This window comes from Halorientalis sp. LT38 (assembly GCF_037031225.1).
Lineage (GTDB): Archaea > Halobacteriota > Halobacteria > Halobacteriales > Haloarculaceae > Halorientalis > Halorientalis halophila.
Genome location: NZ_JAYEZN010000001.1, coordinates 3,424,767 through 3,438,294 on the forward strand (window position 1 = coordinate 3,424,767; position 13,528 = coordinate 3,438,294).

Sequence of the window (13,528 nt, forward strand, 5' to 3'; positions counted from 1 at the left end):
GGGTGTGCTTTTCCGGAGCGCCGCCCTTTCCCCAGGTATGGGACTGGACGTCGATACCCCGGAGCCGCCCGAACTGCAGGAGATGGATCCAAACGAGTACGAGGACGCGGAGGTGATCGGCGACGCCGACTTCCGCCGGGACGAGATCGAGGGCTTCCTCCGGGACGGTGCCTGGGAACAGGCCTTCGATGAGTGGGCGGCCCACACCGACCTTGACGAGTCCGAGTACGCCATCGCGACCGACCTCGACCTCATCGAGCGCTTCGATTTCTTCTGGGACGGCCACGCCGACCGCGTGGGCTACCACGCGCCCGGGCTCCCGGAGGACTGGAAGACTCGGGACCTCCACCCCGACCTCGACTCCTGGGGGACGGTCTCCGGAATCAACGCTGCCCTCACGGAACTCGGCCAGATCGTCTGCGACGTCCTGAAAGAGGAGTACGTCGACTGGGAAACCGACTACGAACCGCCCGAGGACCTGCCCGACTTCTGAGCGGGTCAGGCCCTGGAGGCGAGGACGAACGTCTCCCGCCGGTCCTCGGCCCCTTCGGCGGCAGTCGAGAGCTTCATAACGGGTGACTGCTATCCTATCACACATGGCAGCAGTCATCCCGCCGAGCGAACGGGTCTGTGAGCGCTGCGGGCGCCACGACGTCTGGGACGAGGAGGCAGACACCTGGCAGATCGTCTCCGAGGACGGCGAGAAAGCCGTCGGGAACCCCCACTGTCTCCACGAGTGGGACATCAACGGCAACTACAACCCATTCGAGGAGTGAGGCCTGGGCCGCCACCGGAGCGTGCGTCTTTCCTGCGGTTTTCTCTCGCCGACCGGCACGCTTTCGCCCGTTGGAGTGGTACGTGCTAGCATGGCCACTCGCTGCAAACTCTGCCGGCGACAGCTCCCCGACACCAGCTACGACGACCGCTGCACCTGCGGGTGGTGGCTCGACCACAACTGTAGCCGGAACCACCGCGAGTGGTGTCCGCGCGACGGCGAGGACCGCTGGGTCGGGGCCGTCGAACTCTGAGCACCGGGCGGAAGGAATTTTTCCCTCCCGGCCGTCGGACGACGCATGCCGACAGTGTACGTGACGGCGCCGACGGACGCCGCCGCCGACATCGCGGCCACGCTCGTCGACGAACGCCTCGCGGCCTGCGTGAACCGGTTTCCCTGCAAGTCGATCTACCGGTGGGAGGGCGAGGTCCACGACGACGACGAGGAGATCCTGCTGGTGAAGACCACCGAATCCGGCTACGGGGACGCCCGGGACCGGATCGCCGAGTTACACCCCCACGACGTGCCCGCCATCGAGCGCTTCGACGACTCGGCGGTGTCTCCAGAGTTCGCGAACTGGCTCGACGAGTCCGTCGGACCGGTCGAGTGATCGGCGGGTCGGCCCTCGCCCGCGTCCTCAGTCCTCGTCCGGGAGATGGGCCTCGGCGATCGGTTCGTCGGTCTCGGCGTGTTCCCGCGCCATCTGGACGTACTGATCGCCCGCGTACTTCCAGACGGAGTCCTCGATCTCCTTGACGACCTCGGCGGGCTGGCCCGCCACGAGGACCGACTCGGGAACCTCGGTGTCCTCGGTGACGAGGCTGTTCGCGCCGACGAGGCTCTCCGCGCCGATGGTCGCCCGGTCGAGGACGATCGCACCCATCCCGACCATCGCGCGCTCGCCGACGGTGGCGGCGTGGACGATGGCGTTGTGCCCCACAGTCGCGTACGGCCCGATCTCGACGCCTTCGTGGAGCGTCGCGTTGTCCTGGACGTTCGCACCCTCACGGAGGACGATCGCACCGTGGTCGCCCCGGAGGACCGTCCCGGGCCAGACGCTGGCCTCCGCTTCGAGGGTCACGTCGCCGATCACCGTCGCCGCCGGGTCCACGTACGCGGAGTCGGCGATGGTCGGCTCGACCCCGTCGAATGCTCTGATCATCGTCGGGTGGTGAACCCGGCAGCGACAAAAACTGCTCGCCTCAGGCCCCTTTCTCGACGCTGTACCAGTCGCCGTCCCAGCCGTAACAGTACTCGACGACCGCCTTGATGGCCGTCAGGCTATAGAGCGGGACGATCACCGGGACGACCAGCCAGGCCCAGCCGAGTCGGTCGACGGCCCCGGACCGCCAGTCGTGGACCCGGACGGCAGCCGTCACCCCGATCACCACGAGGAGGGGAAAGACGAACATCGCCTCCATCCCGACCAGGAAGAGGACCACGAACTTCGAGAGGACGGTCAACAGGAGGAGGCTCCCGACGACCGTCCCCGTACAGATGGCCGCCGAGGTCAGGTTTCGGACGTCGCGGATCGGCCGAACGGTCGCCACTAACTTGTGGAGCACCTGCGCGTAGCCGGTCATCCAGCGCTTGCGCTGGCCCCACCAGTCCCGCAGCGAGTGCGCGGCCTCGATCTTCGATGGGTGGCCCAGTTGCTCTTCGACGTCGAGGCGGTCCTTGTAACAGCGGTAGGCGAAGTCGAAGTCTTCGGTCAGCATGTCCGCGTCGTAGCCGCCGGTGGTCTCGATGGCCGACCGGCGCATCACGACCGCGCGGCTGGCGGCCATCCGGAAGTCGGTGAAGACGTACAGCAGCCGCCGGGAGACGTAACTGAGGAGGACCGACTCGTAGTACGCCAGTTCCTCGACGAACCCCTCGGGCTGGGGGACCGTTCGGCCCTGGACCACGTCGCACTCGTCCAGGCGCGCGACCGCCTTCGGAACGAACGCCGGATCGACTTCCTCGTCGGCGTCGAAGACGGCGACGTGCTCGCTGTCGGTTGCCGCGACCGCGTCGTTGATCGCGCCCGCCTTGGACCCGGGGTCACGGGTGTTGACCAGGTAGCTGACGCGGTCACGCGTCGAGAGGGCTTTCGCGCGGTCGATGCTCGGCCGATCGTCTTCCTCGCAGACGATCAGTACTTCGAGGTCCTCGTACTCGCTCGCGAGCAGGCTCTCGACGCTCCGGTCGAGCACGGTGGCGTCCCCGTAGACGGGGACGATGGCCGTCACGGAGTCGCCCGAGTATACGGGCTGGGGACCGGACCGCCGGAGGAGCGCGTGGAGGAACGCGATCCCCGACACCCCGACGAACCCGGCGAACATGAGGCTGGAGATCACGGCCTGGAGGAGGACCACGACCAGGACGACGAATGCGAACTCGAACCGGACGGTGCCCAGGACGGCGTTCCCCTGGAGGAACCCCCAGGCGAAGACACCGCTTGACACACCCAGAAAGCTGAGCCGGTCGAGCCAGCGTCGTACTCGTTCCATGACTCTACCGTTCGGACATGTCGCTAGAACCGCAAATGTATCTGACGATGCGGACTCCATGGTCCCCGGTCGCTCCTCGATTTTCAATTTTCGAAACGGACGCGGTAAATTTATGCCGGCGGTTCGACGAGTAGGTGACATGCCAGCGACCGGACGGGATATCGCGGTCTTCGTCTCCGGGCTCGCGGTGGCCGGGGCCGCCCCCATCCTCGCGTTCCCGGCGCTCGAGTTCGGGCCGATGTTCGCCCAGCTGTCGGGCGTCGTCGGGGGAATGCCACTTCAGCACGTCGGTATCGTCGCGCTCGTGGCGCTGGTCGCCGCGGCCTGGATCGACACGGGCCTCGGCGGGGACCCCGCCGCCGACCGCGAACACTGGGAGTGAATCGCCACGGCCGAGCCGGTACTCGGTAATCGGCGAGCGCCTGCAGGAAGAGTTCTACTACAGTCTGCGTCCCGAATCGACTCGCGACCCTCAGGGAGCGAGGACGCCGGTGTCGCTCGCCGGTTCCGCGAGGGCGGACTGGCCGTCGGTCGTGTTCGTCGAGCCGTCTGTCTGATTGCCGTCGGTGCTCCCGTCACCGCTGGTACCGTCACCGCTCGTCTCGTTCCCGCTGGTTTCGTTCCCGCTCGTCTCGTTGCCGTCCGGCTGCTGGACCTCCCTGAGGGTCGTGCGCTCCAGTTCGACCGTCACCGGCGAGTCGTCCTCGCCGACGACCTGCCCCTCCGTGACCTCTGCGGTCGTGTTGTGGGTGTAGACCTCGCTGCCGTCGAACTGCTGGCCGGTACTGATGCTGTAGGCGCCCTCGGCCTCGACGGCCGTGTCGGTGTACCCGTTCTCGGGCCCGTACTGGTCGTATCCGGTCGTCGAGTAGGGGACGGTCATGGTGAACTCACCGTCCGCGCCGGTCTGGGCCTGCTGGGTGTACTGGAACGTCGCGTTCCCGGATCCCATCTGCATCGAGACGCTGGCGTACACCGTCTGGTTCGCGGGGCCGGTCCCCTCGATCGTCGCACCGGGGACCCGCTCGAACACCTTCGTCCACGGCGGCGTGGCGGCGTTCTGTCCGAACAGGAGCCGCTGGAGGTTCAGGATGTCCTGCCCCGTGGAGTTCCTGAGATCCCTCGTTCCGCCCGCGAGGACGTTGCGTTCCTGCTGGAACCCGCGGACGTACGGACTGCCGAGCTGGAGCGCCGACGTGTTGGAGCGCTGGACCAGCCGATAGTGTTCCAGTGCGGAGACCGCTTCCGGCGGGTGCGGGCCGACGCCACCGACCTGCGCGGTGCCGTCCTCTTCGACGTACTCGCGGGCCTGGTCGACGGAGTTGAACCAGCGGTAGGGCTCCTGATCCCCGGCGGGGACGACCTTCAGTGACGTGCCGTCACCGCGCGGGCGCTCGTCGTAGTTGATCGCGACCGGGCTGGGCTCTTTCGCGCTCCCGTGGTAGTGCCACAGCCGGTTGACCATGCTCTCGTAGTAGCGCTGGCTCTTCAGGTTGTACCCGAGCGTGAGCCCGCGCTGGGTCTGTCGCCCGACGGGCTCGTAGTAGTCGGACTGGCTGGTCGTGTCGTTGAACACCGTCGGCGCGAAGAACTTCCCGCGGGAGAGCCGCGAGTAGGTGTTGACCATCTTCCAGTCCACGACGACGTAGCGCGTCTCCGCGTCGTCCTCGCTGACGTTCCCGATCACTTCCTCGGCCCGCTCCTCGTTCGGCGCGAGCAGGAAGTCCGCCGCGTCGGTGGCGCCCTGCTGGAACGGGTTCGCGTTCGGGATGCGACCGGACCGCTGGGTGATCCAGTGACCGTAGTCCCACCAGGACATGACGCCGTAGGCGCCCTCGGGGTAGTCGTAGTCGTCCTGGCGCGGGAAGGTGCCGTTGAGCTGCATCTCGTTGTCCGCGCCGCCGTAGGTGCCCGGCGCGGGCGTGTTGGACTCCATCCACTCGAGGCTGTCGGCCCAGCCGACCGTGCCGGATCCCGGTGCCGTCTGGTTTCCGGTCGCCATCGCGGTGCTCGACCCCTGCGTGATGGGGACGGCCATCGGCGCGACGATCAGGAGGAGCACCGCGAGGACCGTCAGGACCTGGAACGTCTCGATCTCCTGCAGGCTGGCCCCCGAGGAGACGTACTTCGCGACCAGCGCGATCAGATACGCGTTCAGGACGACGACGGGCAGCGTGAGGTAGTAGCCAAAGCGGACCTGCGTCAGCGTCGCCAGCAGCAGGATGACCGTCCAGACGACGACGAAGAGCGTCTCGGCCCGTCGCTCGGTTCCGCGGATCTGCCGCGCCAGGATCACGAGAATGGCAGCGAACGCACCGAACCAGGCCAGCCCGTAGTTGCCGAGCAACATCGGAAGTAGCTGTCCGAGGCTCATCGACTGGGCTTCGCCGACGGTCTGGGCCTGCGCACCGCCGCCGAGGCCGATGAACCGCTGGGTGTTGTCGACCACGTAGCCGAACAGCTCCGGGGTCAGGAGTGCGGAGAGGAGGCCGACCGCGCCGAGCGTCCCGAACACGATCAGCGGGTACGCGCGGGGGTCGAGGTCGGAGTCGTCGACCTTGCGTGCGAGCCAGGCCATGAACACGGCGCTTGCGGCCACGGTGAACGCCAGCAACGGCTGGACGAGCGTGAAGTCGACGGCGGTGATCTCGAGGGTGCTAAAGGGAACGAACGAGAGGAGGCCGGCGACGACGAGCGCCACGACGCCGACGAAGGCGACGTGTTCGGGGCTCCGACCGCTGAGGTAGTCGACGTTGAGCTGGACGAGCAGGAAGATGCCGAAGATACCGACGAAGAGGACGCCGGGCGGCCAGACCCAGACGTACAGGGCCATGGCCACGCCGGCCAGTGCCGCCCAGCCGAACGGGCGCCGGAGCGCCTCCCACTCGCGGTTGACCACGAGTTCCCAGACGGGCATCTCTTCCTCGGCGACCGACAGCGCGACCATGACGCCGAGGACGGCGAGCATCTGGAACAGCACTTCCGCGACGTGGTGGTCGGAGAAGCCGACCAGACTCCGGCTGAGGAAACTCCCCGTGGAGAGCGCGAGGATCAACACGCTGACGAGGCCGCCGAAGCGGCCACCGAGGCGCTTCCCGGCGAAGTAGACCGGGATGGCCACGAGCGTGCCGACGACGGCGGGCGCGATCAACAGCGTCATCGCGACCGTCTGTTCGCTCGGGTTCCCGAGGCCGACGATCAGGGCCGCCGTCGCGATCAACTGATCGAACAGCGTCCCGAACTGGCCCGACGCCGTCCCGTACGGGAAGTAGGTGAACGGGTCGAACGGCATCGTCCCCGGGAAGTTGTCTACCACGTAGGAGACCTGGCGGTAGTGGTACCAGGCGTCGTTCCCCGAGAAGATGACCGACCCGTCGCGGACGAAGTTGCTCCAGTTCTGGACCCGGACCCAGAGCATGAACCCGAGCATCACGACGAGTATCGGGATGTGATACCACTGCTGGACGTCCCCGAGAACCGAGTCGAAATCGTAATCCTCGAAGTACCCCCGGCGTTGACTCATTGAGCGGGGTAAAAAGGAACTGGGGGATAAGCTTTGTCAAATCGTCTCCATCCCGGCCCGTCCCCGAACGGTCGAATCGATCTCCGACGGCACCGCAGTCCGGCGGTTTTGCCCTTCGGTGGCTTCGATTCGAAGCTCGACACTGGCGCAACACTCACAGGGGTCCGCTGGGAAGGTCCTGGAACTGCCGGCGCGTATTCACGTCGGCCCGGCGCCACTCACTATGACCGACGACGACCAGGGACGGTCCCTCGAAGGGGACGCACGCGCCTTCTCGATCACGGATAGCGTCGCGGCCGGGGCGCTGGTCGTCCTCGCCATCGTCCTCGCGGCCGGACTGGGCCTCGGCGTGTTGTACGCTCCGTCCGAGAGCGCGGACAACGAGACGCGGGCGAACTTCACCTTCCAGCACTTCTCGGATGATTCGGTACTGATCGTCACCTTCTCCGAGGGCGACCCGATACCGGCGGGCGAGCTACTGCTGACGAGTAGCGGCGCGAACGTAACCTGGGCGACTGTGGCGAACACGAGCGAGACGGCCGAGGTCAGCCGCGGCTCGACGATCCAGCTCGGCGCCGACGGTCCGTTCGGCAGACGGGTGACCACGAACACCGAGGTCCGGGTCCTCTGGACGGGCGGCAACGAGACCAGAGAGCTGGACAGCTGGCCGACCGCCGAGGCCGAAGACGGCGGGTGAAGAGAAACCCATTTGCCCCGGGGGCGCACAGCCGACTGTATGCGCGTCTCGGTCGTGCTCTGTACCCATACGCTCGAACGCTACGACGCGTTCACCGAGGCCGCCGAGAGCGTCCTCGCACAGAGCCACGACGACACGGAACTGGTGCTGGTCAGCGACGGCTCGACGGCCGTCTTCGAGCGCTTCGAGGACGACTTCGGCGGTCGCGACGACGTCGTCACCCACTGCAACGACGAGAACGTCGGCCTGCTGGAGAGCCGCAACAACGGGGCCGAGGTCGCGACCGGCGACGTGGTCGCCTTCATCGACGACGACGCCGTCGCCGATCCGGACTGGGTCGCCGAACTCGTCGAGGCCTACGACCACCGGGACGCCCTCGCCGCCGGTGGGAAGATGGTGCCCGAGTGGGTCGCCGGTCGCCCGACCTTCCTCCCCGAGGAGTTCTACTTCCTCGTCGGCGTCACCCAGCGCGGGTTCGCCGACGGCCCCGGCGAGGTCCGCAACACCTTCGGGTCGAACATCTCCTTTCGCCGCGACGTCTTTCTCGAACTGGGCGGGTTCGACTCGGAGATCGGCGGCCGGAAGGGCGACGAGAACCTCCAGGGCGGCGAGACGGAACTCTGCGCGCGGCTCCGGGAGTCCTACGACGCCGGCGTCTACTACAACCCCGACGCGCGCGTCGCGCACAAGGTCTTCGAGTACCGGACCGACCCCCGCTGGCTGCTCGACCGGGCGTTCTGGCAGGGCTACTCGAAGCGCGGCATGGAGGTGCTCGTGCCCGCCTCGACCGGCGAGGAGTACGACTTCCTCGGCCAGTTGCTGGGCGAGTTCGTTCCCCAGCGCGCCCGGGATCTGGTCACTGGGCCGTCGGTCGAGAAGGCGGTTCAGTTTTTGATGCTGTTCGTCTTCACCGCCGCCGTCGGCTGTGGCTACTGCTACGGCGCGACCAAGTGGTGAGCGACCGATGATGCGAGTGCTCTGGCTCACCCCCGACAAACCCGAGAACATCAGCGTGGGACGGGCGCGCATCGCCGCCCACCTGCGCGAGCGTGACGTGGACGTGACGTTGCGAGCGGGCTCGCCGGCCACGCTGTGGGAACTGGTCACCGGCGACGCCGACTACGACGCCGTCGTCGGCACCACCCGCGCTGGCGCCATCGTCGGCGCCGCGGCGTCGGTCGCCCGCGGCATTCCACTGGTGGTCGACCACGTCGACCCCATCCGGCAGTTCGCGGAGACAAATTCCTGGCCCCTCGCGGCGGCCGTGAAACAGCTCGAACACCTGGCCTTCCGTCGGTCAGCGCACACGCTCTACGTCTACCCCGAGGAAGCGGACCGCGTAGAGCGGTTCGCGCCGGCCGCGACCCGGACCGACCTCGGCGTCGAGTTCGAGCGCTTCGCCGCCACTGACGAGCAGATACTTGACCGCGCACGCGAACGGCTCGCGGAGTACGACCTGCGCGAGAACCTGGCCGTCTACGTCGGCGGGCTGGAACCGATCTACCACGTCCGCGAACTCGTCGACGCCGTGGGCCGGCTGGACGACTGGTCGCTGCTCGTCCTCGGCTCGGGCTCCGAGGCCGACTACGTCGAGCGCGCTGCGGCGTCCGGCGACGTCGCCTTCCCCGGCACCGTGCCCCACGAGGACGTCTCGGGGTACCTCCACGCGGCGGACGTGGGCGTCAGTCTGGTCGACGACCCGAACACGCTGAAAGTGCTGGAGTACGGCGCGGCGGGGCTCCCGACCGTTCAGCTCGCCGGCCGAGCCGAGTCGCGGCTCGGCGACGCCGTCGAGTACTGCGAGGCCGATCCCGGATCGGTCGCGGCCGCGATCGAACGCGCTCACGGACGCGAGACCGAATCGCTCCGCGAGATCGCGCGGGAGTACAGCTGGGCGTCGATCGCCGACGACTACTTCTCGGTCCTCGAGCGCGTCGCGGGAGCCGCCACGGGGGAAGCGCCGTGACTGTCGACCGCGCTTAAAAACACCTGCGCATATTCGCGCAAACGTTCATTCCCCTCTTGGCATCTACACGTAGGTGGCTGGGAACCAGCCACGGCCCGCGCGCCTGACGGGGGAGTCGGCGTCCGCGGGAGGGGGAGATCAGAATGCACGACACGACAGCGGCGAGCGAACCGAGAGGGACAGGCGACCGAACCGAACGGCGACCGACCGGGGGTGACGAGGAGACCGCGTGTGACACGGGATCGTCCCGCAGGAGCGTCCTGCGGGCGACGGGACTCGCACTCGGCGCGAGTCTCGTCCCGTCGGTCGCCGGAGCGGACGAGTCAGGCGAGCGGGACGTGGTGTTCACTGGCTGTCGCGTCGACGGCACGCTCACGGTGCACGACGCCGAGACCTACGAGCAGGTCGGCACCGTGAACGTGATTCCGGACGGCGACAGCCCGTCGATCACGGATCCGATCAAGGCCATCGCGTACCCGTTCGTCAACGAGTTCGGCGGGGGGACCAACTACGTGCAGGACCTCGACGTCTCACCGGACGGCCGAACCGTCTACGTCGCCCGGGGCCACATGGCCGACGTGGTCGAACTCGACCTGGAGACCGGCGAACTGGGCTGGCGCGCCGAGATGGCCGGCTTCCGGGCCGACCACCAGACGATCTCCGACGACGGCCGGTACGTGTTCACCGCGGACACGCTGGCCGACAAGGTCTGGAAGATCGACACCGAGACCGGCGAGAAGGTCGAGAAGGCCGAGGTGACCGACTTCCCGCACGGCAACCACCTCCACGACGTCCCCGGGATGGCGGGGACGACGCTGGTCAACGGCAGCCTCGGGAACATGCTCGCGCCGGACTGGTTCGACGGCGATCACCGACTGACGTTCATGGACGCGTCGGACCTCTCGGTCCGCCGGATCGTCGACTTCGAGGAGGGCGTCCGACCCTTCGTCTTCGGCCCCGACGCCCGCAAGATCTACGTCCAGATCTCCTATCTCCACGGGTTCCACGAGTACGACGTCGTCGAGGACCGGATCACCCGGACCAAGCATCTCCCACAGACCGACGCCGTTCCCGAGGACGAGGACGACTACCCGCTCCAGTCGGCCCACCACGGGATCGACATGCGCCCGGACGGGGAGTACCTCTGCATCGCGGGCACCACTTCTCACGCCGTGTTCGTGGTCCGGCTGTCGGATCTGCAACTGCTGAACACGATCCGGGTCGGCTCGAACCCCTACTGGGTGCAGAACGCCCCGGACGGCGAACACGCCTTCGTCGCGGTCAAGGGCGAGGACACCGTCTCGGTGATCAACTACGAGCGCGCCGAGGAGGTCGCCGAGATCGCGGTCGACGCGGACCCGATGGTGATGGAGACGCGACCGGTTCCGGAGTCGATCCTGTCGGGTCTCTGAACCGCACCGGAATATTTCTCGACGTCTCGACGTTGATTTCTCGGGCGAGACCGTGCAGGTAGTGCACACACCGGCAAGCCTAAATGTCGAACATGCCGTAAGCGGTTGTAATGTCTGACCCACGCGTAGCCGGCGTCGGCCTTACCCACTTCGGCAAGCGCCCGGAGCGAACCGGGCGCGAGATGTTCGCCGACGCGGGACTGGCCGCGCTCGACGACGCCGGGATCGACCCCGACGACGTCGAGGCACTCTTCTACGGGAATTTCATGGGCGAACTGGCCGAACACCAGGGCCACCAGGCCCCGCTGATGGCCGAGGCCGTCGGTCTCGACGTCCCGGCGACGCGCTACGAATCCGCTTGCGCGTCCAGCGGGGCGGCCCTCCGCGACGCCGTCCTGCGAGTCCGTAACGGCGAAGCCGACGTCGTCCTCGTCGGCGGCTCCGAACGGATGACCAATATCGGGACGGCCGCCGCCACCGACGCGCTCTCCATCGCCGCCGACGACCTCTACGAGATCCGCGCCGGCATTACCTTCCCCGGCGCGTACGCGCTGATGGCCCGCGCCTACTTCGAGGAGTTCGGCGGGTCCCGCGAAGACCTCGCCGAGATCGCGGTCAAGAACCACGAACACGCCCTCCCCAACGAGTACGCACAGATGCAACAGGAGATCACCACCGAGGACGCCCTCGACGCCCCGACCATCGCCGACCCCCTGGGGCTGTACGACTCCTGTCCGATCACCGACGGCGCCACCGCAGCCGTCGTCACCAGCGAGGAGTACGCCGAAGAACACGGTCTGGACGCTCAGGTGGCGATCACCGGCACCGGGCAGGGCGGCGACAAGATGGCCCTGCACGACCGTCAGTACCTCTCGCGGACGCCCGCCACCGAGGACGCGGCGACGGAGGCCTACGCCGACGCCGGCATCGAGGCCGCCGACGTGGAGTTCCTCGAGGTCCACGACTGCTTCACCATCGCGGAGGTCCTCGCCCTCGAAGGCCTCGGCTGCTACGAGCCCGGCGACGCCATCGGGGCCGCCGGCCGCGGCGAGACGACGCGGCACGGCGACCTCCCGGTCAACCTCTCGGGCGGGCTGAAGGCCAAGGGCCACCCCGTCGGCGCGACTGGCGTCGCCCAGCTCATCTCGATCACGAAACTGCTGGAGGGGCGCCATCCCCGCTCCGACGCCGTCTCGGACGCGAGCACGGCCGTCGCCCACAACGCGGGTGGCACCGTCGCGAGTGCTACCGTCCACGTCTTAGAGGAGGTGGGCCGATGAGCGACGAGGTCCGCGACGACGGCTTCGACGACCTGCTGGACGCCGTCGCCGACGGCGAGGGCTTCTACGTCGAGTGCGACGAAGGCCACGGATCGCTCCCGCCCCGACTCGCCTGCCCGCAGTGTGGCTCGCAGGAACTCTCCGAGGAACCCCTGCCCGAATCCGGCGAGATCGTGACCTACACGATCGTCGCCGTCCCGACGCCGCAGTTCGCCGACGACGCGCCCTACGTCACCGCGGTCGTCGACTTCGGCCCCGTCTCCGTCACCGGCCAGGTCCGGGGCGTCGACCCAGAGGACGTCGAGACCGGCCAGGTCGTCGGCATCGACGTCGACGAGACCGTGACGAGCGGCGATCGCCTGCTCGTCTTCGAGCGGCGCTAGGCGAGACTACTCCTCCGCTTCGTCCGGCACTTCGATCTCGATACTCGTCGCCTCGCCCGGTTCCTCGCCCCTGACCACCCGGTGGGCGAACTGCTTGGGGTGCTCGACGTGGGGCTGGACGTCGGACTGATCGAACACGAGTAAACGCACGTTCGCGTGCTTCGCCAGCGCCTCGCCCCCTTCGAGCGGCGTCACGCTGGCCTGGCGACCCCAGATCAGCGTCACGGGCACGTCGAGGTCGCGAAGGACGTCCCCGAGGTCGACGTCGATGTCGAGGAAGCCGCCGAAGAAGGAAGCCGGCGCGAACCGCGCGCCGGGCTGATGGGCGGTCCGCCACAGGTAGTCGACCAGATCGTCCGTGACGTTGTCGGCGTCGTAGTAGCCGTGATCCGTGGTGAAGTGTCGGATCGCGCGCTTGCTCGTCGCCAGGTTGTAGATCGCGGTGCCGACCAGCGGGCTCCGGACGACCGACCTGACCAGCGGGCGGCGTCCCTGGAAGGTCGTCGCGGTGGGACAGACCAGGATCAGCTCCGAGACGGGGGTCGACTCGGCAGCCACGGCGGCGTAGGCGCCCGCGAGCGACGACGCGACGACGATGGGGTCGTCGGTCAGGTCCGCCGCGGCGTCCTCGACGAAGGTGGTGTACAGCGATCCCGAGTAGAGCAGCGGCGGTCGATCGGACAGCCCGAACCCGGGCAGGTCGGGTGCGACGACGTGGTGGTCTTCGGCGAGGTCGTCGACGATGGCGCGGAACTCGTGGCTGGATCCGGAGGCGTTGATCCCGTGGAGGAGCAGGAGGTCGGGGTCCTCGGGGTCCCCGGCCTCGGTGTAGCCGATCTCGAAGCCGCGCCAGCGGTAGGTTCTGGGTTCGAGGTCGAGGGGCGGCTCGAGCGCGCCCGCGCTGCGCGAGAGGGACCGATTCACGGCAGCCGTCAGCCCGATGCCGCCCGCGACCGCAGCCGCGACGGTGCGCAATTTCATACCCGTATCGACGGTCGAC

15 protein-coding genes are annotated in these 13,528 nt (G+C 68.0%); 11 read left to right on the top strand and 4 right to left on the bottom strand.

The window, feature by feature from the left end; all coding sequences use genetic code 11:
* The first annotated feature begins 37 nt into the window (after window positions 1–37).
* From U5918_RS17735 to cutA, 4 genes are all read left to right on the top strand, one after another.
* Window positions 38–493 carry a DUF7992 family protein gene (locus U5918_RS17735; protein WP_336003184.1) on the top strand — a complete coding sequence of 152 codons (456 nt, stop codon included), beginning with the start codon at window positions 38–40 and terminating at the stop codon, window positions 491–493.
* 103 nt (window positions 494–596) lie between these two features.
* Window positions 597–776: an HEWD family protein gene (locus tag U5918_RS17740; protein WP_336003185.1), complete on the top strand. Its 180-nt coding sequence runs from the start codon at window positions 597–599 to the stop codon at window positions 774–776.
* 90 nt (window positions 777–866) lie between these two features.
* On the top strand, window positions 867–1,028 hold the full coding sequence (locus U5918_RS17745) for a hypothetical protein (protein ID WP_336003187.1): 162 nt from the start codon (window positions 867–869) through the stop codon (window positions 1,026–1,028).
* Between the two features lie 45 nt (window positions 1,029–1,073).
* A complete protein-coding gene (gene cutA / locus U5918_RS17750) occupies window positions 1,074–1,385 on the top strand; it encodes a divalent-cation tolerance protein CutA (RefSeq protein ID WP_336003188.1) in 312 nt (103 codons plus the stop codon).
* A 27-nt stretch (window positions 1,386–1,412) separates the two neighbouring features.
* On the opposite strand, the gene U5918_RS17755 is transcribed toward cutA, so the two are convergent.
* Both U5918_RS17755 and U5918_RS17760 read right to left on the bottom strand, forming a co-directional pair.
* On the bottom strand, window positions 1,413–1,937 hold the full coding sequence (locus U5918_RS17755) for a gamma carbonic anhydrase family protein (protein ID WP_336003189.1): 525 nt from the start codon (window positions 1,935–1,937) through the stop codon (window positions 1,413–1,415).
* Between the two features lie 40 nt (window positions 1,938–1,977).
* On the bottom strand, window positions 1,978–3,267 hold the full coding sequence (locus U5918_RS17760; protein ID WP_336003190.1) for a glycosyltransferase family 2 protein: 1,290 nt from the start codon (window positions 3,265–3,267) through the stop codon (window positions 1,978–1,980).
* A 139-nt stretch (window positions 3,268–3,406) separates the two neighbouring features.
* Between U5918_RS17760 and U5918_RS17765 the strand changes: the two genes are divergently transcribed.
* Entirely contained in the window at window positions 3,407–3,649 is a 243-nt protein-coding gene (locus U5918_RS17765) for a hypothetical protein (protein WP_336003192.1), read from the top strand.
* A gap of 90 nt (window positions 3,650–3,739) precedes the next feature.
* Here the strand turns inward: U5918_RS17765 and U5918_RS17770 are convergent, their stop codons facing one another.
* A complete protein-coding gene (locus U5918_RS17770) occupies window positions 3,740–6,790 on the bottom strand; it encodes an oligosaccharyl transferase, archaeosortase A system-associated (protein ID WP_336003194.1) in 3,051 nt (1,016 codons plus the stop codon).
* 223 nt (window positions 6,791–7,013) lie between these two features.
* Here U5918_RS17770 and U5918_RS17775 point away from each other — a divergent pair, with 223 nt between their 5' ends.
* The 6 genes from U5918_RS17775 to U5918_RS17800 all read left to right on the top strand — a co-directional run bounded on the left by U5918_RS17775 (window position 7,014) and on the right by U5918_RS17800 (window position 12,528).
* On the top strand, window positions 7,014–7,487 hold the full coding sequence (locus U5918_RS17775) for a hypothetical protein (protein WP_336003196.1): 474 nt from the start codon (window positions 7,014–7,016) through the stop codon (window positions 7,485–7,487).
* Between the two features lie 39 nt (window positions 7,488–7,526).
* The gene (gene aglG / locus U5918_RS17780; RefSeq protein ID WP_336003198.1) at window positions 7,527–8,444 is read left to right on the top strand and encodes a glucosyl-dolichyl phosphate glucuronosyltransferase; all 918 of its coding nucleotides are present in this window, start codon (window positions 7,527–7,529) and stop codon (window positions 8,442–8,444) included.
* A gap of 7 nt (window positions 8,445–8,451) precedes the next feature.
* Window positions 8,452–9,453 carry a glycosyltransferase gene (locus U5918_RS17785; RefSeq protein ID WP_336003199.1) on the top strand — a complete coding sequence of 334 codons (1,002 nt, stop codon included), beginning with the start codon at window positions 8,452–8,454 and terminating at the stop codon, window positions 9,451–9,453.
* 143 nt (window positions 9,454–9,596) lie between these two features.
* Entirely contained in the window at window positions 9,597–10,865 is a 1,269-nt protein-coding gene (locus U5918_RS17790; RefSeq protein ID WP_336003200.1) for a YncE family protein, read from the top strand.
* 110 nt (window positions 10,866–10,975) lie between these two features.
* A complete protein-coding gene (locus U5918_RS17795; RefSeq protein WP_336003202.1) occupies window positions 10,976–12,145 on the top strand; it encodes a thiolase C-terminal domain-containing protein in 1,170 nt (389 codons plus the stop codon).
* Window positions 12,142–12,528, top strand: a complete 387-nt coding sequence (locus U5918_RS17800; protein ID WP_336003204.1) for a Zn-ribbon domain-containing OB-fold protein — start codon at window positions 12,142–12,144, stop codon at window positions 12,526–12,528. Before U5918_RS17795 ends, U5918_RS17800 begins: the two co-directional genes overlap by 4 nt.
* A gap of 6 nt (window positions 12,529–12,534) precedes the next feature.
* Here U5918_RS17800 and U5918_RS17805 read toward each other — a convergent pair whose 3' ends face one another.
* Window positions 12,535–13,509, bottom strand: a complete 975-nt coding sequence (locus tag U5918_RS17805) for an alpha/beta fold hydrolase (protein WP_336003206.1) — start codon at window positions 13,507–13,509, stop codon at window positions 12,535–12,537.
* Between the last annotated feature and the right edge of the window lie 19 nt (window positions 13,510–13,528).

Coding starts and splice junctions, on each gene's coding strand:
- U5918_RS17735 (WP_336003184.1), top strand. CDS start 38: ATGGGACTGGACGTCGATACCCCGGAGCCGCCCGAACTGCAGGAGATG.
- U5918_RS17740 (WP_336003185.1), top strand. CDS start 597: ATGGCAGCAGTCATCCCGCCGAGCGAACGGGTCTGTGAGCGCTGCGGG.
- U5918_RS17745 (WP_336003187.1), top strand. CDS start 867: ATGGCCACTCGCTGCAAACTCTGCCGGCGACAGCTCCCCGACACCAGC.
- cutA (WP_336003188.1), top strand. CDS start 1,074: ATGCCGACAGTGTACGTGACGGCGCCGACGGACGCCGCCGCCGACATC.
- U5918_RS17755 (WP_336003189.1), bottom strand. CDS start 1,937: ATGATCAGAGCATTCGACGGGGTCGAGCCGACCATCGCCGACTCCGCG.
- U5918_RS17760 (WP_336003190.1), bottom strand. CDS start 3,267: ATGGAACGAGTACGACGCTGGCTCGACCGGCTCAGCTTTCTGGGTGTG.
- U5918_RS17765 (WP_336003192.1), top strand. CDS start 3,407: ATGCCAGCGACCGGACGGGATATCGCGGTCTTCGTCTCCGGGCTCGCG.
- U5918_RS17770 (WP_336003194.1), bottom strand. CDS start 6,790: ATGAGTCAACGCCGGGGGTACTTCGAGGATTACGATTTCGACTCGGTT.
- U5918_RS17775 (WP_336003196.1), top strand. CDS start 7,014: ATGACCGACGACGACCAGGGACGGTCCCTCGAAGGGGACGCACGCGCC.
- aglG (WP_336003198.1), top strand. CDS start 7,527: ATGCGCGTCTCGGTCGTGCTCTGTACCCATACGCTCGAACGCTACGAC.
- U5918_RS17785 (WP_336003199.1), top strand. CDS start 8,452: ATGATGCGAGTGCTCTGGCTCACCCCCGACAAACCCGAGAACATCAGC.
- U5918_RS17790 (WP_336003200.1), top strand. CDS start 9,597: ATGCACGACACGACAGCGGCGAGCGAACCGAGAGGGACAGGCGACCGA.
- U5918_RS17795 (WP_336003202.1), top strand. CDS start 10,976: ATGTCTGACCCACGCGTAGCCGGCGTCGGCCTTACCCACTTCGGCAAG.
- U5918_RS17800 (WP_336003204.1), top strand. CDS start 12,142: ATGAGCGACGAGGTCCGCGACGACGGCTTCGACGACCTGCTGGACGCC.
- U5918_RS17805 (WP_336003206.1), bottom strand. CDS start 13,509: ATGAAATTGCGCACCGTCGCGGCTGCGGTCGCGGGCGGCATCGGGCTG.